This is a genomic window from Tsuneonella sp. CC-YZS046, from assembly GCF_035581365.1.
Lineage (GTDB): Bacteria > Pseudomonadota > Alphaproteobacteria > Sphingomonadales > Sphingomonadaceae > JAWKXU01.
Genome location: NZ_CP141590.1, coordinates 348,512 through 370,330 on the forward strand (window position 1 = coordinate 348,512; position 21,819 = coordinate 370,330).

Here is a 21,819-nt window from a genome sequence, read left to right on the forward strand (position 1 = left end):
TGTCGCCGCTGGCTGGCTCCGCCGTGCTTGCTCAGGGCGCTGCCACAGGTTCTCCTCGCCTTGAAGACCTGATCCCGGATTCCGCCGTCGAAGACCCGGAAGGCTGGGCAACCCGGGATAGTCCTGCCTCATCCGGGAGTGAGCCTGCCGATCCGGCCGCCCCGGATTCCGGCTCGGCCATGGATGAGATGCCGGAGATTTCGCTGCCGTGGCCCGAGCCGGGCGATGTGCCGCAGCCGGAACCGCTGCAGGCGGAACCGGATATCGATTTCGCGACCGACTTCGACGATCAGGTTCCCGCCCTGCCCGATGGCAAGAAGATCAGGGTCGGTTCGGATATGACGCTGGTTTTCCCGGATACCGGCGCGGAGTTCGAGTTGCAGGACGAGTTCGTCGACCGTTTCCGCGAGTTGTCGACCATTGCCGAATTGTCCGATGATGAGGATAATCTGGCCCAGCTTTCCGCCCGCGCGCGGCAGGATGCCGACTTGCTGGACCGGCTGCTCCGCAATTACGGCTATTACGATGGCTATGTGCTGCGCAGCGTGGGCAATGGCACTAATGGCGACGGTTCCTCCTCCGAGAATCCCGAAGTGCGCTTCGACATCGTGCCCGGGACGCAATATCGCTTCGGGGCGATTGACCTCGGCGCGCTGCCGCAGGCGCCCGATTACGAGGCATTGCGCAAGAGCTTCGAGATCTGGCCCGGCGATCCCGTGCTGGCCGACAAGATCGTTCAGGAAAACTTCGATCTCGACCAGGCTCTGGGCGAAACCGGCTATCCCTTCGCGACTATCGGCAATCCTTCGCTGCTGATCGACCATGCCCGGCAGGAAGGCGATCTCACTCTCCCTGTCAAACCCGGCGGACGGTATCGGTTCGGCTCGGTGGTCAGCGGCAATCCCGATTTCCTCTCCAGCAAGCATCTCCAGCGGATCGCGCGGTTCGACCCGGGCGATATCTACAAGCGCAGCGACGAGATGGATCTGCGGCGGGCGATCCTGGCGACCGGCCTCGTTTCCAGCGTCACCATATCGCGGCGCGAGACGCGGCCGCCGGCGCCTGGGCAGGATGGTGAGGTCGCGCTGGATATAGAGCTTGCCAAGGCACCCCTGCGCACCATCGCCGGCACGATCGGCTATGGTTCGGGTGAGGGCGTGCGGATCGAAGGAAGCTGGGAGCATCGCAACCTGTTCCCGCCCGAAGGCGCGTTGCGCGTGCGCGGCATCGCGGGAACCAAGGAGCAACTGGCGGGGGTTACGTTCCGGCGCAACAACTGGCGCGGTCGCGACAAGATCCTGACGGTCGATGCCTATGCCACCAATATCGACCGCGATGCTTACGAAGCCCATACCGTGTCGCTGCTGGCAACCTATGAGCGCGTCAGCACCTTGCTGTTCCAGAAGCCGCTGACGTGGAGCGTCGGCCTGGAAGTGATCGCCACGGACGAGCGGGAGGCTTCCGTGCAGGGCGTGAACACGCCGCGCGCCACGTATTTTGTCGCGGCCTTGCCGATGCGGGCCATGATCGACACCTCCGACAGCCTGCTGGACCCGACCCGGGGGTTCAGGCTGGGCGGGCGGATTTCGCCTGAAATCTCCTCCCAGGGCGGTAGCCAATCCACCTATGCGCGAACCCAGATCGATGCCACCTATTATCAGCCGATGGGCGAAAAGGTGGTGATCGCGGCGCGCACCCGGGTGGGCAGCATCCTCGGAACCGGGCTCGGCAATATCGCGCCGTCGCGGCGCTTCTATGCGGGCGGCGGCGGTTCGGTGCGCGGCTACGGCTATCAGAAGATCGGCCCGCGCGACGATGTCGGCGATCCCAACGGCGGCCGCTCGCTGGTGGAGTTTTCGCTGGAGGCCCGTATCAGGACCGGCATGTTCGGCGGCGCGCTTTCGGTGGTTCCGTTCATCGACGCCGGCAATGTCGATCGCTCGACCACGCCGAGTTTCAGCGACATGCGCTTCGGCGCAGGCCTTGGCGTGCGTTACAACACCGGCTTCGGCCCGATCCGCCTCGACGTGGCGACGCCGCTCAATCCACGCTCGGGCGACAATCCCATCGCCGTCTATATCGGGCTGGGGCAGGCGTTCTGATGGCGGATGCCACGGAACAGCCCGTGGAAGGCGCTCCTTCCCCGCCGCCGGAAGAGGGTGCGGGCCAGCAGCCGGGCGGCGCGGGCCGGGCATGGCGCAAGTGGATATTGCGGATATTCGCGTCGCTCGCCGCTATTCTCCTGGTCGGGCTGGCGGTCCTCAACAGCCCGATAGGCCATCGCTTCGTTGCCGATCAGATCGCCAGGGTCGCGCCCGCCTCGGGCCTGCGCATATCCATCGGCCGGATCGAGGGATCGCTTTACGGCAAGGCTTCCCTGCACCATGTGACCTTGTCCGACCCCAAGGGGCCGTTCCTGAGGATACCTCGCGTGGAGCTGGACTGGCGCCCCTTCAACTGGTTCTTCAGCGGGCTGGATGTGCGCAATCTCGTCGCGAAGCGAGGGACCCTGCTGCGCGTGCCCGAACTGAACCCCGGCGATCCCGACGCCCCGATCCTGCCCAATTTCGATATCAGGGTGGATCGCTTCCAGCTGGTGGATTTCACGGTCGCCAAGGGGGTGGTCGGCGATGCGCGCAAGGTCGATCTGCTTGCCCGGGCCGATGTCCGGAAGGGGCGGGTCTATCTCAAGCTGGACGGCAACCTCGGTGGGCAGGACCGGCTCCATGCGCTGGTCGATGCCTGGCCGGACGGGAACAAATTCGACATGGCGCTCGATTATCGGGCGCCGAAGAACGGGCTGCTGGCCGGGCTGATCGGGGCGAAAAGCGATTTTCGCGCGCGTATCGCCGGCGACGGCACCTGGGAGAGCTGGAATGGAGCGATTCTGGCGGAACAGGATGGCGCCAGGCTGGCCGCGTTCAGGCTGACCAACCGGGCCGGGCGCTATGGCGTGCTGGGGCAGGCCTATCCGGCGAAGCTGCTCGAAGGGCTGCCCCGGCAGGCGCTGGGCGAAACGGTGTCCCTTTCCGCCAATGGCACGCTGGTGGACAGCGTGCTGGATGGCGCTCTGGTCCTGCAAGGGGCGGGAGTGGGCCTTTCGGGCAAGGGCAAGGTGGACCTCGGCAACAATGCGTTCGATGCGCTGGCGGTCGATGCCTCGCTGCGCGATCCGGCGCTGTTCGGAAAGGATCTGCTGCTCAAGGGCGCGCGGCTGAGCGCCACTCTCGACGGGCCGTTCCGCGATCTCGCGGTGGCGCATCGGCTTGAGCTGGACGAGCTGAATGCCGGCACCGTGCTGACGGGCGTGAGGCAGCAGGGAACGCTGACCTATGACGGCAAGACCTGGCGCCTGCTGCTTGCGCTCGAGGTGCAGCGGATCAGCACCGGCACGGCGATGATCGATCCCAGGCTGGTGAACGGCCGGGCAACCGGCCTGATCGCCCTGGAAGGCAACCGCCTGTCGTCCGATGATCTGCGGATCGCATTTCCCGGCCTGGCGGCGCGCTTCGCGCTGCGTGGCGATATCGCCAAAGGTGGCTACGGCCTGGCCGGGCCGGTCGACGCCAAGGGTCTTGCGATCGAAAATCTCGGCACGGTCGATGCGAATGCGAAGATAGTGTTCAGGATCGGCAGCGATGCGCCCTGGAACCTGCGCGCGAACTTCGCCGGCCGGATGCCGCGCGTCACCAACTCCACGCTTACCACCATCGCGGGCACGAATATACGGTTCAAGGGTGGCATCAGCCTTGGCGGCGACGCACCTATCGTATTCAGGGATACGACGCTCACGGCCAGCAAGTTGAACCTGTTCCTCGATGGAACGGTGACCGATGGCCGAACGGCCCTGGCCGGCAGGGGACGCCATGCGGACTATGGCCCCTTCACGGTGCAGGCGACGATCGCCGACGACGGGCCACGGGCGGAACTGGTGTTCGCAAGCCCGCTTCCGGCCGCGGGGCTGACCGATGTCCGGGTGGCGCTGGCGCCGATCAGGGACGGCTTCAGGATCGATACGCGCGGCGGTTCGATGCTTGGCCCCTTCGACGGCACGATCGATCTCTTTTCCCCGCCGCGCGGCCCGACCCGGGTGATGATCCAGCGGATGACGCTTTCGCAGACCGATATTTCCGGAGAGCTGACTCTCGGTTCCGGCGGCGCGAGCGGCACGCTGGCGCTTGCCGGGGGCGGGCTGGACGGCACTATCCGGCTTGCCCCGCGCGGCGCCGGGCAAGGGTTCGACGTTTCGCTGCTCGCCAAGAATGCGAGTTTCGCCGGACCCACGCCAACCCTGATCCGCAACGCGCAGATCGAGGCGAGCGGGGTTTTCGGCGACAACGGCCCGGAGGTGAATGGTTCGGTCTATGCCCAGGGCATCAGCCATGGGCAGCTGTTCATCGGCCGCCTGGCCGCCAAGGCCGAGATGCGGGGTGGCAATGGCACGGTCACGGCCTCGCTTGCCGGGCGGCGGGGCAGCAGCTTCAATCTTCAGACCCAGGTGAACATCGCCCCTCAGCAGATCGGCGTGGCCGTGCGGGGGGACTTCGCCGGGAGGGCCATTTCCATGCCCCGGCGCGCGATCCTGACCAAGGAAGGCGACGGTTGGCGGCTTGCGCCTTCGCAATTGAGCTATGCCGATGGCATATTGATCGCGGAAGGGCGCTTTGGCGGCTCCCAGCCGGCCAGCGGCACGATCAAGCTGGCTGGAATGCCCTTGTCGCTTGTCGATGTGGTGTCGCAGGACATGGGCCTTGGCGGCAGGATCTCCGGCGTCGTGGAATTCCATGCGCCGAACGGCACGCCGCTGACCGGCAATGCGAAGGTCGAGGTGAAGGGGCTTACCCGCTCGGGCCTTGTCCTGTCCTCTCGTCCGATCGATCTCTATCTGGTCGGGGAACTCTCGGCGCAGCGCCTCGAAATGCGGGCAGTGGTCAATGAAGACGGGCAGCGGCGTGGCCGATTGCAGGCGGCCATCGCCGGCCTGCCCCCGCATGGCGGGCTGTATGAGCGGCTCAGCGCAGGTTCCCTCTTCGGCCAGTTGCGCTATTCCGGCCCGGCCGACGCGCTGTGGCGGCTTGCCGCGATAGAGGTCTTCGACCTCACCGGCCCGTTGCGGGTCGCGGCGGACGTGACCGGCACTATTGCCGAACCGCGCGTGCGCGGCAGGCTCTCCAGCGACAGCCTGCGGATGCGCAGTTCGCTCACCGGCACGGATTTGCGCGACATCGCCGTGCGCGGCCAGTTCACGGATTCCCGCCTGCGGTTGACCCGCTTGCTCGGCAAGACAGCCAATGGCGGCACCGTAACCGGCAGCGGAAGCGTCGATCTCGCTGGGCTTGGCCCTGGGAGAGGTCCGCAGATCGACCTGAAGCTCGCGGCCAATGACGCGCAGATACTCAAGCGCCGCGACATGGCGGCCACGGTGACGGGGCCGATACGCGTCGTGTCGGATGGCAGCGGCGGCATCATCGCCGGCCGGCTCAGGGTGGAGAAGGCGGATTGGCGCCTCGGCAATGCCGCCGACGTGCGGGAGCTGCCCGATATTCCCACGCGGGAGATCAACGCTCCGCCCGATGTCGCGGCGCCGAGCGCGCGCACCGCGCCCTGGCGCTACATGATCGATGCCCGGGCCAGCAGCCGCGTCGCCGTGCGCGGGATGGGGCTGGACAGCGAATGGAGCGCGGATATCTCCCTGCGCGGCACCACCAGCGATCCCCGGATCGGCGGACGCGCCGAGGTCGTGCGCGGCGCCTATGAATTTGCAGGCACGCGCTTCGATCTGACGCGCGGGCGGATCGCCTTCGACCAGAGCGGGCCGATCGATCCGCGCCTCGATATTCTGGCGGAAACCGAGCTGGATAATCTGGACGTCAGCGTGGCGGTGAAGGGCAGCGCGACCCAGCCCGAAATCACCTTCACTTCCGTGCCCGCCCTGCCGGAGGAGGAAATTCTCGCCCGGCTGCTGTTCGGCGGCTCGATCACCGATCTTTCGGCGACCGATGCGCTGCAATTGGGCAGCGCGCTGGCTTCGCTGCGCGGCGGGGGCGGCATGGGGCCGATCAACAAGCTGCGGACCGCGATCGGGCTGGACCGCCTGCGTATCGTCAATGCGGACCCGGCGCTCGACCGCGAAACCAGCATTGCGCTCGGCAAGAATATCGGCCGCAAGTTCTATGTCGAAATCATCACCGACGGCCGGGGATACAGCGCCACCGAACTGGAATTCCGGATCACGCGCTGGCTCTCGCTGCTCGGTTCTGTCTCGACGATCGGTCGCGAAAGCGTGAGCGCCAAGGCCAGCAAGGACTATTGAAGAACGATCAGGCGCGGGAATAGAGCCGGGCTTCCGCCTCGCGGCGGCGGACCAGCCCGTTCATGATCCTGCCGCCGGCATGGACCCAGCGCGCGAACTCGGCTTGCGCGCCGCTGTAATCGCCGGAGCGATGCTTGCGGGTGAGGGTAGCCCGATGGATCGCCCCGGTGTTGTAATGGAAGCTCACCAGCGCATCGAACTGGTTCTGGCTGGTCGGCGCATCGCCGATGGCGTGGTCGACTTCGCGCGCATAGCGGATCAGGTCCGTGGCCAGCCTCGCATCGCATTGCGCCTGGTCCCAGACGGTGCCCGGGCCGATGCCCGCGCCGGTGGCGCCCCAGCCGATAGTCCAGGGCGCGGCGCCGGTTGCCGGATCGGGATAGGCTTCATAACGGCCGTCGGCCCTGCGTTTCGCGCATCCCTCGAACCGCTTGATGAGATCGATCCCGGCTCGCCCGATCGCGCGGGGCGAGGGAATCGGGTGGGAAACCGGTCCGGTAGCAGGCGCAGGATCGGCAGGAAGCCCGCGGTCGGCCGGAGCGGAATCCGGACTTGCCGTAGAGCCCGGGCCGGCGGGGGTGGGTGCGGGAACCAGGCCCAGCAGCCGCAGCAGGACAATCAGGAGGTTTTCCATCCACATGATCCGAGACCTTTCAAGGAAAAGTTTGGAACATATAAAGAACATATAATGGTGTAGGAAAGAGGATTCGCGGAAAGGAAATTTGCTGCAACGCAGCAAAAAATTAACCAGCGAAGGCTTAGCTGACATGTGTAGGCCAGAGGGATTGCTACGTGGCGTCGGAGACAAGTCCAATTTCCAATATTTCCTGCCGGGCGGATAGCGCTGCCCTGGAAGGGTTGCAGGCGGCGAAGGAAGCGGCGGACCGGGCGGAAAAGCGATTGCGTGCGGCAATCGACGCGCTGCCGGAAGGGATCGTCTTTCTCGACGAGGAAGGCCGCTACATCCTGTGGAACCAGCGCTATGCGGAAATCTACGCGAAATCCGCCGATCTGCTGGAGCCGGGGGTGCGCCTGGCGGACACGCTGAGGATCGGGGTGCAACGCGGCGATTATCCGGAGGCCGCGGGCCGGGAAGAGGAATGGCTGACCCACCGCCTGTCCCTTCTGAACAACCCGGGGATGCGGCACGAGCAGCTTCTCTCCAATGGCCGCTGGATCATGATCGAGGAGCGCAAGACGGACGATGGCGGGACCATCGGCCTGCGCGTCGACATCACCGATCTCAAGGAGCGGGAGGAATCCTTCCGTCTGCTGTTCGAAGGCAATCCGGTTCCGCTGGTCGTCTACGATCCGCGAACCGAAACGATCCGCGCGGCGAATGCCGCCGCGGCGGAACATTTCGGCTATCCCATCGGCGAGATGGAAGGCCTGGCCGCGCACGCCTTGTTCGCCGAGGACGAGTGGGAGGAAGCGCAGGCCCTGCTTGCCACCAACTGCTCCGAGAAGGACAGGTTCTGGCGCCAGCGCGCGCGCGACGGTTCCCAGCTCGAATCCGTGCTGTTCACGCGCCAGTCGGTGCTGGCGGGGGAACGGGCGACGATCGTTTCGATCTTCGACGTTACCGAGCGCCGCCGGGTCGAAGCCAGGATGGCTTATATGGCGCGGCATGACGAGATGACCGGCCTTGCCAATCGCGCGCATTGCCGCGAGCGGCTGCACGGCCTGCTGGCGCCGGAAAACTCGCCGGAGTCAGTCACTATCGCCCTTGTCGATCTCGATCATTTCAAGGCGGTCAACGACACCTACGGCCATCTCGTCGGCGATGCCCTGCTGGCCGAGGCCGCCTACCGGATGCAGGCCCTGATCCCGAAGCGGGCCTTGCTGTGCCGCATTGGCGGCGACGAATTCGCGATCATCTTCCGCAAGGCCAGCGGCGATCAGGTCGATCTGGTCGCCAAGTCTATCGCCGTTTCGCTCGGCACCCCCTTCTTCATCGGGGATCATTCGCTGCATATCGGGGCCACCATCGGCATCGCCTGCGCCCCGCGGGACAGTTCCGACCCGGAAACGCTGCTGCGCTACGCCGATCTCGCGCTTTATGCCTGCAAGGCGTCGCATCGCGGATCGCATCGCTGGTTCCAGCCGGCGATGGATGTCGCCGCGCAGGAGCGGTCCAGGCTGGAGAACGATTTCCGCGATGCCGTCCACAAGGGCGATCTGGAAGTCCACTACCAGCCGCTTATCAATCTCGAGAATGGCGAGGTGGAAGGCTATGAGGCGCTGCTGCGCTGGAACCATCCTTCCCATGGCGCGGTTTCGCCCGAAGTGTTCATCCCGCTGGCCGAGGAAATGGGCCTGATCGACACGGTTGGCCAATATGTCCTGCAGACCGCATGCCGCGAAGCGCGGGATTGGCCGCCGAATGTCAACCTCTCGGTCAATGTCTCGCCGTTGCAGTTCCGCAGCGGCAATCTTCTCAACACCGTGCTGCAGGCGCTCTCGGCCTCGGGCCTGGCGCCGGAGCGGCTGGAACTGGAGATCACCGAGGCGGTGCTGATGGACAAGGGGCCGCGCTCGTCCTCCATCATCCGCAGCCTGCGCGCCTTGGGCGTCGGCCTGTCGATGGACGATTTCGGCACCGGATACAGCTCGCTGCGCTATCTGCTGAGCTACCCCTTCACCAAGATCAAGATCGACAAGTCCTTCATCCTGAGCCTGCAGGAAGAGGACAATTCGCGCGCCGTCATCCGCGCGGTGATCGGCTTGAGCAAGAGCCTGGGCCTGACCGTGACGGCGGAAGGCATCGAGCACGAGGCGGTGCGGGATTATTTGCGCGAGGAGGGCTGCACGCAGGGGCAGGGCTATCTCTTCGGGAAGGCCCGGCCCGCTGCGGAACTCGGCCTGTTCGACGCGGGAAGAAACGCCGCCTGAGGCAGCATTGCCGGAGGGGGTGTCGATCCTTTTCCGCCAAAAGAAAAGGCGCCCGGATTGCTCCGGACGCCCTTCTTCATGATCCCGTGATGAGGGATCAGGAGCTGTAATACATATCGTATTCGACCGGGGCCGGAGTGGTTTCGAAGCGGATCACTTCTTCCCACTTCAGATCGCAATAGGCGTCGATCTGGTCCTTGGTGAACACGTCGCCCTTGAGCAGGAAGTCGTGGTCGGCGTCGAGCGCTAGCAGGGCTTCGCGTAGCGAGCCGCACACGGTCGGCACCTTGGCCAGTTCCACCGGCGGCAGGTCGTACAGATTCTTGTCCATGGCGTCGCCCGGATGAATCTTGTTCTGGATGCCGTCGATGCCCGCCATCAGCAGGGCGGCGAAGGCGAGATAGGGATTGGCCAGCGGATCGGGGAAGCGGAACTCCACGCGCTTCGCCTTTTCTCCGGCGCCGTAGGGGATACGGCAGGAAGCGGAGCGGTTGCGGCCCGAATAGGCCAGCAGGACCGGCGCTTCGAAGCCCGGGACCAGGCGCTTGTAGCTGTTGGTCGTCGGGTTGGTGAAGGCGTTGAGCGCCTTGGCGTGCTTGATGACGCCGCCGATGTAGAACAGGCAGGTTTCGGACAGGCCCGCATAGCCATTGCCGGCGAAGGTCGGCTTGCCGCCCTTCCAGATCGACATGTGGGTGTGCATGCCCGAGCCGTTGTCTTCCTTGATCGGCTTCGGCATGAAGGTCGCGGTCTTGCCATAGGCATGGGCGACCTGCTGCACGACATATTTGTAGACCTGCACGCGGTCGGCGGTTTCCACCAGCTTGCCGAAGGTGAGGCCCAGTTCGTGCTGCGCGGCGGCCACCTCGTGGTGGTGCTTGTCCATCGGCAGGCCCATTTCGAGCAGGGTCGAAACCATCTCGGCGCGGACATCCATGGTGGTGTCGACCGGCGGAACCGGGAAGTAGCCGCCCTTGGCGCGCGGGCGGTGGCCCATGTTGCCGCCTTCATATTCGCGGTTGGTGTTGCCCGGCAGCTCGATATCGTCGAGCTTGAAGCCTGAACCGTCATAGCCGTCATAGAACTTCACGTCGTCGAACATGAAGAATTCCGGCTCCGGCCCGACATAGATGGTGTCGCCGATGCCGGTGGTCTTGAGGTATTCCTCGGCGCGCTTGGCGCAGGAACGCGGGTCGCGCGAATAGAGCGAGCCATCCGACGGTTCCACGATGTCGCAGATGATGACCATCATCGGGGTGGCGGAGAACGGATCGATATAGACGGAATCGAGATCCGGCTTGAGGATCATGTCGGATTCGTTGATTTCCTTCCAGCCGGCAATCGACGAGCCGTCGAACATCAGGCCTTCTTCAAGCGCATCCTCGTTGATCGCGCTGGCGCACATCGAAAGATGCTGCCACTTGCCGCGCGGGTCCGTGAAGCGGACATCGACCCATTCGATTTCCTCGTCCTTGATACGCTTCAGGACGTCCTTTGCACTGGCCATTTCGGTAAGTTCCCTTCTGTGCCGATTAAATTTCAGACCGCCCCTGGCTCGGACGGTCCGAGAGAAAGCTGAGCCTAGAGTGCGTCGTCGTCGCGCTCGCCCGTACGGATGCGAATTGCGGATTCGATGGCGGTGATGAAGATCTTGCCGTCGCCGATCCGGCCGGTCTGGGCGGCCGCGGCAATCGCTTCCACCACGCGCTCGGCGATGGTGTCGCTGACTACGACTTCCAGCTTAACCTTGGGCAGGAAATCCACCACATATTCGGCGCCGCGATAGAGTTCGGTGTGCCCCTTCTGACGGCCGAAGCCCTTGGCCTCGGTCACCGTGATTCCCGACACGCCGACTTCGTGAAGCGCTTCCTTGACCTCGTCCAGCTTGAATGGCTTGATGATCGCCTCAATCTTCTTCACGCGGTATTCCCCCTGCGCAACCGGCCGGCGCCGCCCTGGGCGGGCCGGTATGTCCAACTTTACTCGGCAAATCTCTAATCAAGAATCATGCCAAGAGCCGAATGGCTGGATTAGGACAGGAATGGTTCCGCGAAAAGGGAGGAATCCGCGGGTCGTTGCCCTGATGCGCGGGGCTGGGCCTCGGTGGCAGGCCGGGGAGGATGCCGCGCTGCGCAAAAAACGGTCAGCGGCCTGCTCAAACTTTGAGCATCACAGGCGCAGGCCCGTGGTTTCGGGCAGCCCCGCCATCAGGTTGAGCGATTGCACGGCGGCCCCGCTCGCCCCTTTTCCGAGATTGTCCAGCAGGGCGATCAGCCGGGCCTGCGTGCCTTCCGGCGACCCGAAGACATAAAGCTCCAGCCGGTCGGTCGGCGCGCCGGAGCGCCGCAGCAGCAATTCGCTTTCGGGGCCTTCATGCACGGTCACGATCGGGCTGCCCGCATAGAATTCCGTCAAGGCCGCGCGAAGCGCCGCGACATCCGCCGCCCCCTCGATCGCGGCCAGGGGAAGGGGCACTTCCACCACCATGCCGCGATGCGCGGGAACCACCGACGGCGCGAAGACCGGGGCGTGGACCAGCCCGGCATGAATCTGCATTTCCGGCAGATGCTTGTGGTCCAGCGTCAGGCCGTAGGCGCGGAAGGCGATGTCGCCGTCCGTCTCGAACCGCTCGATCAGCGCCTTGCCGCCGCCCGAATAGCCGGACACCGCGTTCACCGTATAGGGCCAGTCGGCGGGCAGCAGCCCGGCCCGCACCAGCGGCGCGACAAGGGCGAGGAAGCCGGTCGGATAGCAGCCCGGATTGCTGACCCGCGTGGCCCGGGCGACCAGCTCCGCTCCGATCAGCTCGGGAAAGCCGAAGGTCCAGCCATCGGCCACGCGATGCGCGCTCGACGCGTCGATTACGCGGACCTGCGGATTGTCGATCATCGCCACGGCGGCCCGGGCGGCATCGTCCGGCAGGCAGAGGATCACGAAATCCGCGGCGTTGAGCGCTTCCTTGCGGGCCGCATCATCCTTGCGCCGCGCCTCGTCCAGCGACAGGATGGTGAACTCCGCGCGGCCCGAGAGCCGTTCCGCGATTTCCAGGCCGGTCGTTCCGACGGCGCCATCGATGAAGACGGTCTTGCTCATTCCGAGTGTCCTTCAAGCAGGTGCAGCGCCACATAGCCGACAGGCCCATCCGGCCCGCAACTGCCCCACGCCCAATTGCCCGCTATGTCCAGCACTTCGAACACCTCGCCAGCGGCCAGATTTCCCAGGATTTCGCCATCCTCGCGCCCGGACGCGCGCAGTGTCGCTCCACCCGCGAGCACCCGGCGAGGGGATGGCACGGCATAATGCGGCACGAAATATTTCCCCGCCAGCCCGATATGCGCAAGATCGCCGCGCACGGGCAGGCCCCGCGTCTCCGGCCTCGCCACCGGCCCGGATAGCGCAAACGGCCCCAGCGGCTGCGTCCCGCCGATTTCGGATGGCTGATCTGTCACGTGTCCTGCAAGCTCCTGCGGTCCGGGGAAGCGGCGCGCTTAGACGGCCAGCCCGGCTCGGGCAAGATCGTAAGATGAAGGCGGGCCAGGCGGCCAGGTCGGCCCCGGGTCGGTCCCAGGTCAGCCATAGCGGCGCAGCAGCATGTGCCAGGCCGCGCGCAGGCCCAGCGCTTCGCCCCCGGCGGGCCGTCCGGGCTTTGCCGAAGGACGCCATGCGAAGGTGTCGAAATGCGCCCAGTCTATCCCTTCCTCCACGAATCTTTCGAGGAACAGCCCGGCGATGATGGTGCCGGCGAAGGGCGTGGCCGATGCATTGTTGAGATCGGCGATTTCCGATTTGAGATAATCGCCATAGGGCTGGTGCAGGGGCAGGCGCCATAGCGGATCGTCATGGCCGTCCCCAGCCGCGCGCAATGCCTCCGCCGTGTCGTCGCTGCGCGCCATCAGCGCGGGCAGGTCCGGCCCCAGGGCCACGCGGGCCGCGCCGGTGAGAGTCGCGAAATCGAGGATCAGCTCCGGCTTTTCCTCGCAGGCGCGGGCCAGCGCATCGGCCAGGACCAGCCGCCCCTCCGCGTCGGTATTGCCGATTTCGACGCTCAGCCCCTTGCGCGATGCGAGGATGTCGCCCGGGCGGAAGGCATTGCCGGCAATCGCATTCTCCACGGCGGGCATCAGCACCTGCAGCCGCACCCGCAGGCCGGTTTCCATAATCAATCCGGCCAGCGCCAGAACATGAGCCGCGCCGCCCATGTCCTTCTTCATCAGCAGCATGCCGGACGCGGGCTTGATGTCGAGGCCGCCGGAATCGAAGCAGACGCCCTTTCCGACGAGCGCTACGCGTGGCGCCTGCGCATCGCCCCATGCCAGTTCGATCATGCGCGGCGCGTGGGACCGGCCCGCCGCCCGACCGACCGCATGGACCATCGGATAATCCTGCTCCAGCGCATCGCCCTTGGTCACGGTGAGTTGCGCGCGGTATTTCTTCGCGAGCGCTTCCGCCTCGGCTTCCAGTTCCGCTGGCCCCATGTCCTGCGCGGGCGTGTTCACCAGATCGCGCACCCTGGCGATGGCGGCGGCTTCCGCCAGCGCCGGCCCGACCGCCGCCGGTTCGCCGGTCAGCAGGATGCGCGGGCCTGTCGGTTCCTTGGGCTCGCGATAGCGCGTGAAGCGATACTGGGCTGTCTGCCAGCCGATCAGCGCGGGGCCAGGCTCCCCTTCCGCGAGGACATAGGTTCCGGCGGGGAGGATTTCGGCCAGCCGGGCCATGCACCAGCTTGAAAGCGATTGCGTGTCGGCCACGCCGCCGACCGCGAACCAGCCGTCGCCATCCGGCACGATGCCGACCTCATAGCCCTCTCCCTTGAATTTCTGCCCTTCCAGCGCGGCGCGCTGGAGCGGGGAAAGGCGCTTCGCCCATTGGGCAAAGCCGGACTTGTCGACGAGATGGATCGAAATGGCCTTCTGGCCCCGATTCGGCTGGATAAGTGCGTGTTTGTCGGACATATTTGCGCTCATGCCGCAGCGAATCGATCTTCGCGAGGGGAAATCGTATCATGCCCGCCTTTGGCTGGCGGTGGCTGGCGCGCTGATGCTTGCGTCTTGCGGGACGGACAGCGGCGCCGATGTCGCGGATGACGCTTCTCCAGCCGTGGGCGCTACCGCCGCCGCCGCTTCCGGCGATGTGGATGCCACCGCGAAAGCATCCGCCGGGGCGGGGGGCGCCCGCAAGGTCGACGAAGAGAACGAATTGTTCTCCTTCGTTTATTCCTATCCGGCGGCCGCGGGCGATATTCCCCGATTGAAGGCCTCGCTGGATGCCCGGCTGGAAGAGGAACGGGGCAAGCTCGACAAGGACGCCCGGCAATTCAAGCAGGAAGCGGCGGCGGACGGCTTCCCCTATCGCGCCTATGCCAACCAGACCGACTGGGCGGTGGTGGCCGACCTTCCGGGCTGGCTCAGCCTGTCGGCGGAGAAATATTCCTATACCGGCGGCGCGCATGGAATGACCGTGTTCGATTCGCTGCTGTGGGACAGGCAGGCGCAGGTGGAGCGTGCGCCGCTCTCGCTGTTCCTCTCGCGCGATGCGCTGGAAGCGGCGATCAAGCCCGCCTTCTGCGAAGAGCTGGATCGGCAGCGCGTAAAGAAGCGGGGCGTCGAGTTCGACCGGGCCAATCCCGGGATGTTCGACGAATGCATCGGACTGGCCTCCACCACCGTCCTGCTCGGCTCCGCCAATCGCAAGACGTTCGACCGGGTCGGTTTCCTGATCCCGCCCTATGAAGCCGGGCCTTATGCGGAAGGCGCCTATGAAGTGATCTTGCCGGTCAGCGAGGCGATCCTGCGGGCGGTGAAACCGGAATTTCGCGGCAGCTTCACCGTTTCGCGTTGAACGCTCGCAATTCAGGCCCCTTCCCGCTACATGGGGCGGATGAGCGAATATCAGATCATAAGCGAAGGCGAGACTGTCCTGCGTGACGGCTCGATCAAACTGCACGGCCCGGACGGGTTCGAAGGGATGCGCCGGGCCGGGCGGCTCGCGGCTGAAATTCTGGATGCGATGGTGCCGCTGGTCCAGCCGGGCGTGACCACGGCGGAACTGGACGATGTGGTGCGCCAGATGACCCTGGATGGCGGGGGCGTGCCGGCAACGCTCGGCTATCGCGGCTATGCGCATAGCTGCTGCATCTCGATCAACCATGTAGTGTGCCACGGCATCCCCTCGGACAAGGCGCTGAAGGACGGCGACATCGTGAATATCGACGTCACGCCCCTGCTGGACGGCTGGCATGGCGACAGCAGCCGGATGTATCTGGTGGGCGATGTGCCGCTGAAGGCGCGCCGCCTGGTCGACGTCACCTACGAATGCCTGATGCTGGGCATCGAGCAGGCGAGGCCGGGCAACCGGCTGGGCGATATCGGCGCGGCGATCCAGGCCCATGCCGAAAAATACCGCTACGGCATCGTGCGCGAATTCTGCGGCCACGGGCTGGGGCGGCTGTTCCACGATGCGCCCGAAGTGGTCCATGCGGCCAAGGCCGGCACCGGCCCCGAGCTGCGTCCGGGCATGTTCTTCACCATCGAGCCGATGATCAATCTCGGCAAGCCGTGGTGCAAGATGTTGAGCGACGGCTGGACCGCCGTGACCCGCGATAAGTCGCTTTCTGCGCAGTTTGAGCACTCGATAGGTATCACCGAGGACGGGCACGAGATTTTCACGAAAAGCCCGAAAGGGCTGGATCAGCCACCTTATATGGCGTGATGAATCGCCGCCGGCGCGGCTGCCTGGCCTGGGTTCCGGTTCAATCCCGCGCGGCGCGGATCGCGGCTCCGCCCGCGAAGGGGGCGATGGCCAGCAGCGCGAGGCTGATCGCCCCGGTCAGGGCCAGCCCGTCCTCGCCGCCTGGCGCGAGGCTTCCCGCGCCGAACACCAGCAGCGGTAGGGCGAGCGGTATGAGCAGCAGCCCCGCAAGCGCCGCTCCGCTGCGCAACGAGGCGGTGAGCGCGGCAATGGTGACGCCGATGGCGGCCAGGCCGGGAGTGCCGAGGAGCAGGCCGATCAGGACGGTTCGCAGCGCGTCGCCGGTCAGGCCCAGCAGGGCCGAGGCGGGAAGGGCGGCCAGCAGCAATGGCGGGGCGAAACTGAGCCAATGGGCCGCGACCCGCACCGCGATGGTGGCTTCTTCGGCCACGCCGCGCAGCGCCCATTGATCGAAGAAACCCTGTTCCAGATCCGGCGCCACCAGCCGGTCGAGCGGCAGGATCGCCGCGAGCAGCGCCGCAACCCAGATCACCCCGCCGCCGGTGCGGGCCAGGAGCGGCGCGTCCGGCCCCACCGCGAATGGATAGAGCATCGCCACCGCCAGGAAAAACAGCAGCGGCAGCAGGGTTCCGCCTTGCCTGCCGCCCGGAAGCATGCGCGCAAGATCGCGCAGGAAGATGGCGAGTAGCACACGGATCATGCGACGAACTCCGCCAGATCCAGCTGACGGATATTGTGCAGGCGGAAGGGCTGGTGCGAGGCGATGACCGCGATTCCGCCGCTTGCGATGTGCCCCGCGCACAAATCCTCGATCAGCGCTCGGCTGTTCTCGTCGAGGCCGCTGAATGGCTCATCGAGCAGCCAGATGTGGGCTTGCTGGCCCACAAGCCGCGCCATCGCGCTCCGCTTGCGCTGGCCGGTCGAAAGATAACGCACCGGCACGTCGGCCAGCTCTTCCAGATGCAGGCGCGCAAGCACGCTCTCCACGCTTTCCCGCGCGTCGATGCGCAGCCAGAAGTCCAGCGCCCGCCGCAACGGAAGCTGGAGATCGAGCGCGGAGCGCTCGTCCAGCAGGGCTATGTCTCCGGCCCGATCCACCTGGCCCGCGAAGGGGCGCAACAATCCTGCGAGGATGCGGATCAGGCTGGACTTGCCGATCCCGTTCGCACCCGCGACGTGGAGCGCATCGCCCGGTTCGAGCGCGAAGCCGATATGCGTGAACAACACGCGGTCGCCGCGGCGGCAGGCGAGATCGGTCGCGGCTAGGCGGCAGGCTTGCATGGCGGCTTGCGATAGGGGAAACCCGGGATGCTGCCAAGGAGGTGCCCATGGCCATAGCCCAATTGACCGAGACAGAACGCGATGAGGCGCTCGCAGGCTTGCCCGGCTGGACATTGCTGGCCGAACGTCCTGCGATTTTCCGTGACTTCGCCTTTCGCGATTTCAGCGAGGCATTCGCCTTCATGACGCGGGTTGCGCTGCTCGCGGAAAGCCAGGATCACCATCCGGAGTGGTCGAACGTCTATAACAGGGTGCATATCCTGCTCACCACGCATGACGCAGGCGGCCTATCGGCGCGCGACATCAGGCTGGCCCGGGTCATCGACGCCCTGCTCTGAAGCCTCGCTATTTGCGGGATTTCCTGCCGCGCATCTTGTTGCGGAGCATGCCGGGCGTCCAGCGGGCGGCGAAGGCCAGCTTGCGGGCGGTCTTGCCGACGAGCGTGTGCAGCCTTTCGCCATGGACCGCTTCCCAGGCGGCTTGGGCGACTTCCTCGACCGGGGTGAATTCCAGCCCTGTCGCCCGCACCTTGTCGCGCATGGTGCCGCTGCTGCGCGCATTGGCCTGCTTGGCCAGCAGCGGGGTATCGATGAAGCTCGGCATCAGGGAATGGACCTTGATTCCCTGGCCCGCCCATTCCACGTCCAGCGCTTCGGTCAAGCCGCGAACCGCGAATTTCGTGGCCGAATAGACCGACATGTTCGCCGTGCCGTAAATTCCCGCCGCGCTGGCGGTATTGAGCAGGCAACTGCCCGGCGCGGTCTTCCGCAAATGGCCGAAGGCGGCCTGCGCGCCATAGATCACGCCGCGAATGTTCACATCGATCAGCGCGTCGATTTCACGCCTGCTGTTCTGGATCAGCGGGCCGCCGAAGGCGATTCCGGCATTGTTCGCAACGGTGTCGATCCGTCCGCCGGCGGCAGAGGAAAAGCTCTCCAGCGCGGTGTCCCAGTTGTCACGGTCGGTCACGTCGAGCCGGCACCCGAACCACCGATCGGCGGGAAGCAGCGCGCCGGTTTCCTCGATTCCCGCCTCGTTGATGTCCCCTATGCCCACGAACCAGCCGCGATCCGCGAACAGCCTTGCGATGGCACGCCCGATCCCGGAGCCGCCGCCGCTTATGAATATGCTCTTGCCGCCCATCACACTCCCTTCACAATGTCGGATTGTCGTAGCAATGCCAGGTGAAGATCGCGATTGCGCTCCGGTCCGGCCGCCAGCCTTCGGCCATGGCTCTCGCTGCCTTCTCGTCCGGCCGTTCCTCCAGGCCGAGGATGCGCTGCAACCCCGCCTGCACGCCGAGGTCGCCGCCGGGCCATATGTCGCCGCGCCCTTCCGCGAACAGGAGATATATCTCCGCCGACCAGCGCCCGATGCCCTTGACTTGGGTTAGGGCGGCGATGGCGGCTTCATCCTCCTCGGGCAGCTGGTCGAGATCGAGTTCGCCCCTTGCGACCAGTTCGCAGAGGGAGCGGACATAGCCCTGTTTCTGCCGGGAGAGGCCGCAGCCGCGAAGCTCGTCGAAACTGCGGTCGAGCAAGGCTTGCGGCGGGATGTCGTCGCCCAGCAAGGCCTGCAGCTTGGCCCAGACGGAGCGCGCCGAGGCGGTGCTGACCTGCTGGCCGACGATGGTGCGGAGCAAGGTCCGGTATCCGCGTTCGCTGATGCGCGGTTCTGGATAGCCGGCCAGCGAAATCGCGCGGGCGAAGGCCGGCTCGCGGCTTGCCGCCCGGTCCAGCCCCGCTCTCAACCTGTCCCGATCCAATCCCATGCCTCTTCCCGCTTGTAAAATCGTGTCATTGTCCTTAGCAGCGCCGCCTATGGCCTTGACGGGCGCAAACCGGTGAGCGCGAAGGAACAGGATACCATGGCAAAACTCATTGTCGTCAATCGCGAAGGTGAAGAAAAAACGATAGACGTTGATGGCGGCATCAGCGTGATGGAAGCCATCCGTGACAATGGTTATGACGAATTGCTGGCCCTGTGTGGCGGATGCTGCAGCTGCGCGACCTGCCATGTCTATGTCGACCCTTCCTTTGCGGACAAGCTGCCCTCGATGTCCGGTGACGAGGATGACCTGCTCGACAGTTCCGATCACCGCAACGAAACCTCGCGCCTTTCCTGCCAGATCCATATGTCCGCCGATCTCGACGGCCTGAAGGTCACGATCGCTCCCGAAGACTGATCGGCCGCGAAAGCGGGGCGAAGAGAATCTTCGTTCCAAAGCCGTTGCGAACAACGCCTTCACCGCCTAACCCAAGGCCATGACCGCACCGACCATCCGCGAAGACACACTTGAACTGATCGGGAACACTCCGCTGGTGTTCCTGAAAGGCCCCAGCGCCGCCGCAGGCTGCGCGATCTATGGAAAATGCGAATTCGCCAACCCCGGCGCTTCGGTGAAGGACCGGGCGGCGCTGTGGATCGTTCGCGACGCGGAGCAGAAGGGGCAATTGAAGCCCGGCGGCACGATTGTGGAAGGCACCGCCGGCAACACCGGGATCGGTCTTGCGCTGGTCGCCAATGCGCTGGGCTACAAGACCATCATCGTCATGCCCGAAACCCAGTCCCGCGAAAAGATGGATACCTTGCGGGCCTTGGGCGCGGAGCTGGTGCTGGTGCCCGCCGCGCCGTTCTCGAATCCCGGCCATTTCGTGCATACATCGCGGCGTCTTGCCGAAGAGACGGAAGGGGCGATCTGGGCCAACCAGTTCGACAATACCGCCAACCGCAAGGCTCATATCGAAAGCACCGCGCCGGAATTGTGGGAGCAGATGGAAGGCCGGATCGATGGTTTCACCTGCGCGGCCGGCACGGGCGGGACGATTGCCGGAGTCGGAATGGGCCTCAAGGCATTCGACGAGAACATCGCCATCGCCCTGACCGATCCGCATGGCGCGGCGCTCTACAATTACTATGCGCATGGCGAATTGAAGGCGGAAGGCAATTCCGTGGCCGAGGGTATCGGCCAGGGGCGCATCACCGCCAATCTCGAAGGCGCGCCGATCGACACCCAGTTCCGCATTTCCGATGAGGAAGGGCTGGAATGGGTCGCCAGGCTTCTCCGGGAGGAGGGGCTTTGCCTCGGGTTGTCGTCGGGGATCAATGTGGCCGGAGCCATTGCGCTGGGGCGCAAGCTGGCGGCGGAAGGCAGGGAAAATCCCCGCATAGCGACTATCCTGTGCGATACCGGATTCCGTTATCTTTCCTCGCTTTACAATGCGGAATGGCTCGAAGCGAAGGGGTTGCCGGTGTTCGGCTGGCTGAAAGCGCCGGGGGCGGCCGGAGATTGACTGGCGCCGGCAAAAGGCTAGCCTTGCCCGATTATGCCGCAAACATCAGAACAGTTTCGCGCCGATCAGGACAGGGGTGAGGAAGCCCAGCCGCAACAGGGCGGGAAACGGGCCGAAGTGATCCAGCGTTTGCAGATCGGCTTGTTCGGCCTTGCCGCCATGGTGCTGATCGTGGCCCTGGCCAATGTAATCATGGAGCGCGCGAAGCAGACCGAGGCGACTGCCGTGCCGGAAGCGGCGGCGACCACTGCGCCGGTCACGGCCACGGGGTCGCTCAGCGACCCGCTTGTGGATGCCGGGGTCGTGCCGGACATGCCGTCGAACGCGCAGAAGAATGCCGCTTCCCGTGCTTCACCCGTGCCGAACGGTGCGCCGACGCTTGCGCCCCGGCCCTAGATCGATCCTGCTGGTTGCGGTCTGCCTCGCCATCGCGGCGGCGGCGGTGGCGGGTCTGTTGCAGGCACAGGCCCATCGAGAAAGGCCGGCGCTGGGGCTTTTTACGACACTGCCGATCTATTGGGGAGAAGCGGCGCAGCTTTCGGATCTGCTTGCGGAAGACCGGGAGCCACATTGGGTTCGCCGCGTCCTGGAAGAGGATTATGCGGTGCGGCCGCTGGATGTTCTGGATGCGGGCAAGGCCGGGGATAGCCTGACCGGCCTGCGCTTCCTGCTGATGGCGCAGCCCCGTGCCCTGTCTCCGGTCGAGAACGTGGTTCTGGATGCGTGGGTTCGCGGTGGGGGACGGCTGCTGCTGTTCGCGGACCCCATGCTGACCGAGGAATCCTCCTTCGCCATCGGCGACAAGCGGCGCCCCCATGATGTGGTGCTGCTCTCCCCTATTCTGGCGCATTGGGGCCTCGATCTGCAGTTCGACGAAGAGCAGGAGGCGGGAATAAGGACCGCGTCGGTATTCGGAACCGAACTTCCTGTCGATCTGCATGGACGGCTCGCGCTGCGTCCGCCCACCGGCGCGGCCGGGTCGTGCCGGATAGCGACTGGAGGATTGGCCGCCAACTGCGCAATCGGGCGTGGGCGAGCGCTGATCCTTGCCGATGCGGCATTGCTGGATGCCGGCGCATCCGATCCTGAGACGCGGCAGGCCGCGCTGTCCGCCTTGGTCGAAGCGGCTTTCGCCGGCAACTGACTCAATCGGGGAAATCACGGGAAATAATGGAGTCGCAATAGGCGCGGCGCAGAGGATTCGCGTGTTTTCAACCTTCTAGCTGGAGAACAGAACACGAAACCTAGGTGTTGGAAGTGATTGTATCTCCGAATAAAATATATTAAAATCAATATATTGATGGGTTATCCCGTGAATTCCCGTGTTTTTCC

At 65.3% G+C, this 21,819-nt stretch carries 20 protein-coding genes; 10 read left to right on the top strand and 10 right to left on the bottom strand.

What is annotated here, in order from left to right:
- Positions 1 to 179 precede the first annotated feature (179 nt).
- Both U8326_RS01745 and U8326_RS01750 read left to right on the top strand, forming a co-directional pair.
- Positions 180 to 2,102: an autotransporter assembly complex protein TamA gene (locus U8326_RS01745; protein WP_324741970.1), complete on the top strand. Its 1,923-nt coding sequence runs from the start codon at positions 180 to 182 to the stop codon at positions 2,100 to 2,102.
- Complete coding sequence (locus U8326_RS01750) at positions 2,102 to 6,313, top strand: translocation/assembly module TamB domain-containing protein (protein WP_324741971.1); 4,212 nt, start codon at positions 2,102 to 2,104, stop codon at positions 6,311 to 6,313. Before U8326_RS01745 ends, U8326_RS01750 begins: the two co-directional genes overlap by 1 nt.
- Positions 6,314 to 6,320: 7 nt before the next feature.
- Here the strand turns inward: U8326_RS01750 and U8326_RS01755 are convergent, their stop codons facing one another.
- On the bottom strand, positions 6,321 to 6,947 hold the full coding sequence (locus U8326_RS01755) for a lysozyme (protein WP_324741972.1): 627 nt from the start codon (positions 6,945 to 6,947) through the stop codon (positions 6,321 to 6,323).
- A 158-nt stretch (positions 6,948 to 7,105) separates the two neighbouring features.
- Here U8326_RS01755 and U8326_RS01760 point away from each other — a divergent pair, with 158 nt between their 5' ends.
- Complete coding sequence (locus tag U8326_RS01760; protein ID WP_324741973.1) at positions 7,106 to 9,205, top strand: putative bifunctional diguanylate cyclase/phosphodiesterase; 2,100 nt, start codon at positions 7,106 to 7,108, stop codon at positions 9,203 to 9,205.
- 97 nt (positions 9,206 to 9,302) lie between these two features.
- Here the strand turns inward: U8326_RS01760 and glnA are convergent, their stop codons facing one another.
- From glnA to U8326_RS01785, 5 genes are all read right to left on the bottom strand, one after another.
- Entirely contained in the window at positions 9,303 to 10,712 is a 1,410-nt protein-coding gene (glnA, locus tag U8326_RS01765; protein ID WP_324741974.1) for a type I glutamate--ammonia ligase, read from the bottom strand.
- A 74-nt stretch (positions 10,713 to 10,786) separates the two neighbouring features.
- Entirely contained in the window at positions 10,787 to 11,125 is a 339-nt protein-coding gene (locus U8326_RS01770) for a P-II family nitrogen regulator (RefSeq protein ID WP_324741975.1), read from the bottom strand.
- A gap of 249 nt (positions 11,126 to 11,374) precedes the next feature.
- Positions 11,375 to 12,298 (bottom strand): N-acetyl-gamma-glutamyl-phosphate reductase, encoded by a 924-nt coding sequence (gene argC, locus U8326_RS01775; RefSeq protein ID WP_324741976.1) that lies wholly within the window; start codon positions 12,296 to 12,298, stop codon positions 11,375 to 11,377.
- A complete protein-coding gene (locus tag U8326_RS01780; RefSeq protein WP_324741977.1) occupies positions 12,295 to 12,654 on the bottom strand; it encodes an SH3 domain-containing protein in 360 nt (119 codons plus the stop codon). The genes argC and U8326_RS01780 overlap by 4 nt, the downstream gene beginning before the upstream one ends.
- A gap of 120 nt (positions 12,655 to 12,774) precedes the next feature.
- Positions 12,775 to 14,157: a leucyl aminopeptidase family protein gene (locus U8326_RS01785; RefSeq protein WP_324741978.1), complete on the bottom strand. Its 1,383-nt coding sequence runs from the start codon at positions 14,155 to 14,157 to the stop codon at positions 12,775 to 12,777.
- 10 nt (positions 14,158 to 14,167) lie between these two features.
- On the opposite strand from U8326_RS01785, the gene U8326_RS01790 reads away from it, so the two are divergent.
- Together U8326_RS01790 and map are read left to right on the top strand one after the other, a co-directional pair.
- Positions 14,168 to 15,043, top strand: a complete 876-nt coding sequence (locus U8326_RS01790; protein ID WP_324741979.1) for a DUF3298 and DUF4163 domain-containing protein — start codon at positions 14,168 to 14,170, stop codon at positions 15,041 to 15,043.
- A gap of 39 nt (positions 15,044 to 15,082) precedes the next feature.
- On the top strand, positions 15,083 to 15,913 hold the full coding sequence (gene map / locus U8326_RS01795) for a type I methionyl aminopeptidase (protein WP_324741980.1): 831 nt from the start codon (positions 15,083 to 15,085) through the stop codon (positions 15,911 to 15,913).
- A gap of 40 nt (positions 15,914 to 15,953) precedes the next feature.
- Here the strand turns inward: map and U8326_RS01800 are convergent, their stop codons facing one another.
- Together U8326_RS01800 and ccmA are read right to left on the bottom strand one after the other, a co-directional pair.
- Positions 15,954 to 16,613, bottom strand: coding sequence for a heme exporter protein CcmB (locus tag U8326_RS01800; RefSeq protein ID WP_324741981.1), 660 nt, complete (start codon positions 16,611 to 16,613; stop codon positions 15,954 to 15,956).
- Positions 16,610 to 17,194, bottom strand: coding sequence for a heme ABC exporter ATP-binding protein CcmA (ccmA, locus tag U8326_RS01805; RefSeq protein ID WP_324741982.1), 585 nt, complete (start codon positions 17,192 to 17,194; stop codon positions 16,610 to 16,612). The genes U8326_RS01800 and ccmA overlap by 4 nt, the downstream gene beginning before the upstream one ends.
- A gap of 47 nt (positions 17,195 to 17,241) precedes the next feature.
- Between ccmA and U8326_RS01810 the strand changes: the two genes are divergently transcribed.
- Complete coding sequence (locus tag U8326_RS01810) at positions 17,242 to 17,532, top strand: 4a-hydroxytetrahydrobiopterin dehydratase (RefSeq protein WP_324741983.1); 291 nt, start codon at positions 17,242 to 17,244, stop codon at positions 17,530 to 17,532.
- A gap of 7 nt (positions 17,533 to 17,539) precedes the next feature.
- Here U8326_RS01810 and U8326_RS01815 read toward each other — a convergent pair whose 3' ends face one another.
- Positions 17,540 to 18,337: an SDR family oxidoreductase gene (locus U8326_RS01815; RefSeq protein ID WP_324741984.1), complete on the bottom strand. Its 798-nt coding sequence runs from the start codon at positions 18,335 to 18,337 to the stop codon at positions 17,540 to 17,542.
- A 10-nt stretch (positions 18,338 to 18,347) separates the two neighbouring features.
- On the bottom strand, positions 18,348 to 18,965 hold the full coding sequence (locus tag U8326_RS01820; protein ID WP_324741985.1) for a DNA-3-methyladenine glycosylase 2 family protein: 618 nt from the start codon (positions 18,963 to 18,965) through the stop codon (positions 18,348 to 18,350).
- Positions 18,966 to 19,061: 96 nt separating this feature from the next.
- Between U8326_RS01820 and U8326_RS01825 the strand changes: the two genes are divergently transcribed.
- From U8326_RS01825 to U8326_RS01840, 4 genes are all read left to right on the top strand, one after another.
- Positions 19,062 to 19,379 carry a 2Fe-2S iron-sulfur cluster-binding protein gene (locus tag U8326_RS01825; RefSeq protein WP_324741986.1) on the top strand — a complete coding sequence of 106 codons (318 nt, stop codon included), beginning with the start codon at positions 19,062 to 19,064 and terminating at the stop codon, positions 19,377 to 19,379.
- Positions 19,380 to 19,458: 79 nt separating this feature from the next.
- Positions 19,459 to 20,487, top strand: a complete 1,029-nt coding sequence (locus tag U8326_RS01830) for a cysteine synthase A (protein WP_324741987.1) — start codon at positions 19,459 to 19,461, stop codon at positions 20,485 to 20,487.
- 33 nt (positions 20,488 to 20,520) lie between these two features.
- On the top strand, positions 20,521 to 20,883 hold the full coding sequence (locus U8326_RS01835; RefSeq protein ID WP_324741988.1) for a hypothetical protein: 363 nt from the start codon (positions 20,521 to 20,523) through the stop codon (positions 20,881 to 20,883).
- Positions 20,855 to 21,631 carry a Gldg family protein gene (locus U8326_RS01840; protein ID WP_324741989.1) on the top strand — a complete coding sequence of 259 codons (777 nt, stop codon included), beginning with the start codon at positions 20,855 to 20,857 and terminating at the stop codon, positions 21,629 to 21,631. Before U8326_RS01835 ends, U8326_RS01840 begins: the two co-directional genes overlap by 29 nt.
- Positions 21,632 to 21,819 lie beyond the last annotated feature (188 nt).

What these genes read in the sequence shown, in the direction of transcription:
- U8326_RS01745 (WP_324741970.1), top strand. Translation starts at nt 180, where the DNA reads ATGGATGAGATGCCGGAGATTTCGCTGCCGTGGCCCGAGCCGGGCGAT.
- U8326_RS01750 (WP_324741971.1), top strand. Translation starts at nt 2,102, where the DNA reads ATGGCGGATGCCACGGAACAGCCCGTGGAAGGCGCTCCTTCCCCGCCG.
- U8326_RS01755 (WP_324741972.1), bottom strand. Translation starts at nt 6,947, where the DNA reads ATGGAAAACCTCCTGATTGTCCTGCTGCGGCTGCTGGGCCTGGTTCCC.
- glnA (WP_324741974.1), bottom strand. Translation starts at nt 10,712, where the DNA reads ATGGCCAGTGCAAAGGACGTCCTGAAGCGTATCAAGGACGAGGAAATC.
- argC (WP_324741976.1), bottom strand. Translation starts at nt 12,298, where the DNA reads ATGAGCAAGACCGTCTTCATCGATGGCGCCGTCGGAACGACCGGCCTG.
- U8326_RS01785 (WP_324741978.1), bottom strand. Translation starts at nt 14,157, where the DNA reads ATGTCCGACAAACACGCACTTATCCAGCCGAATCGGGGCCAGAAGGCC.
- U8326_RS01790 (WP_324741979.1), top strand. Translation starts at nt 14,168, where the DNA reads ATGCCGCAGCGAATCGATCTTCGCGAGGGGAAATCGTATCATGCCCGC.
- map (WP_324741980.1), top strand. Translation starts at nt 15,083, where the DNA reads ATGAGCGAATATCAGATCATAAGCGAAGGCGAGACTGTCCTGCGTGAC.
- U8326_RS01800 (WP_324741981.1), bottom strand. Translation starts at nt 16,613, where the DNA reads ATGATCCGTGTGCTACTCGCCATCTTCCTGCGCGATCTTGCGCGCATG.
- ccmA (WP_324741982.1), bottom strand. Translation starts at nt 17,194, where the DNA reads ATGCAAGCCTGCCGCCTAGCCGCGACCGATCTCGCCTGCCGCCGCGGC.
- U8326_RS01810 (WP_324741983.1), top strand. Translation starts at nt 17,242, where the DNA reads ATGGCCATAGCCCAATTGACCGAGACAGAACGCGATGAGGCGCTCGCA.
- U8326_RS01815 (WP_324741984.1), bottom strand. Translation starts at nt 18,337, where the DNA reads ATGGGCGGCAAGAGCATATTCATAAGCGGCGGCGGCTCCGGGATCGGG.
- U8326_RS01820 (WP_324741985.1), bottom strand. Translation starts at nt 18,965, where the DNA reads ATGGGATTGGATCGGGACAGGTTGAGAGCGGGGCTGGACCGGGCGGCA.
- U8326_RS01825 (WP_324741986.1), top strand. Translation starts at nt 19,062, where the DNA reads ATGGCAAAACTCATTGTCGTCAATCGCGAAGGTGAAGAAAAAACGATA.
- U8326_RS01830 (WP_324741987.1), top strand. Translation starts at nt 19,459, where the DNA reads ATGACCGCACCGACCATCCGCGAAGACACACTTGAACTGATCGGGAAC.
- U8326_RS01835 (WP_324741988.1), top strand. Translation starts at nt 20,521, where the DNA reads ATGCCGCAAACATCAGAACAGTTTCGCGCCGATCAGGACAGGGGTGAG.